This window comes from Candidatus Thiosymbion oneisti (assembly GCF_900092655.1).
Taxonomy (GTDB): Bacteria; Pseudomonadota; Gammaproteobacteria; order Chromatiales; family Chromatiaceae; genus Thiosymbion; species Thiosymbion oneisti.
In genome coordinates this window covers 1-204 of sequence record NZ_FLUY01000991.1, presented here as the reverse complement: position 1 = coordinate 204, position 204 = coordinate 1, and the positions used below count along the sequence as shown (strand labels likewise).

The 204-nt window shown below is 63.7% G+C and carries 1 pseudogene; it reads right to left on the bottom strand.

The annotated features are described in order from the left end of the window. Positions 1-204, bottom strand: a pseudogene (locus BQ17_RS21770) (IS5/IS1182 family transposase); the annotation flags it as partial.

Sequence of the window (204 nt, the reverse complement as noted above, 5' to 3'; positions counted from 1 at the left end):
ATCACGGGTTGGGTTGTACTGGAAGCGGTTGCCGCTGAGACGACCTTGACCCGTGACCGCTTTGTGTTTGTCCGGGATCGGGACGTAGACGGTGGCACCGGCCGCTTCGCAGGCCGCCAATTCGACTTCGCTGTAGTCGCCAGCATCGGCAACCGCGGTCAGGCTCTCCACGCCGAGCACCGCCATGGTCTGCTGGCATTGACG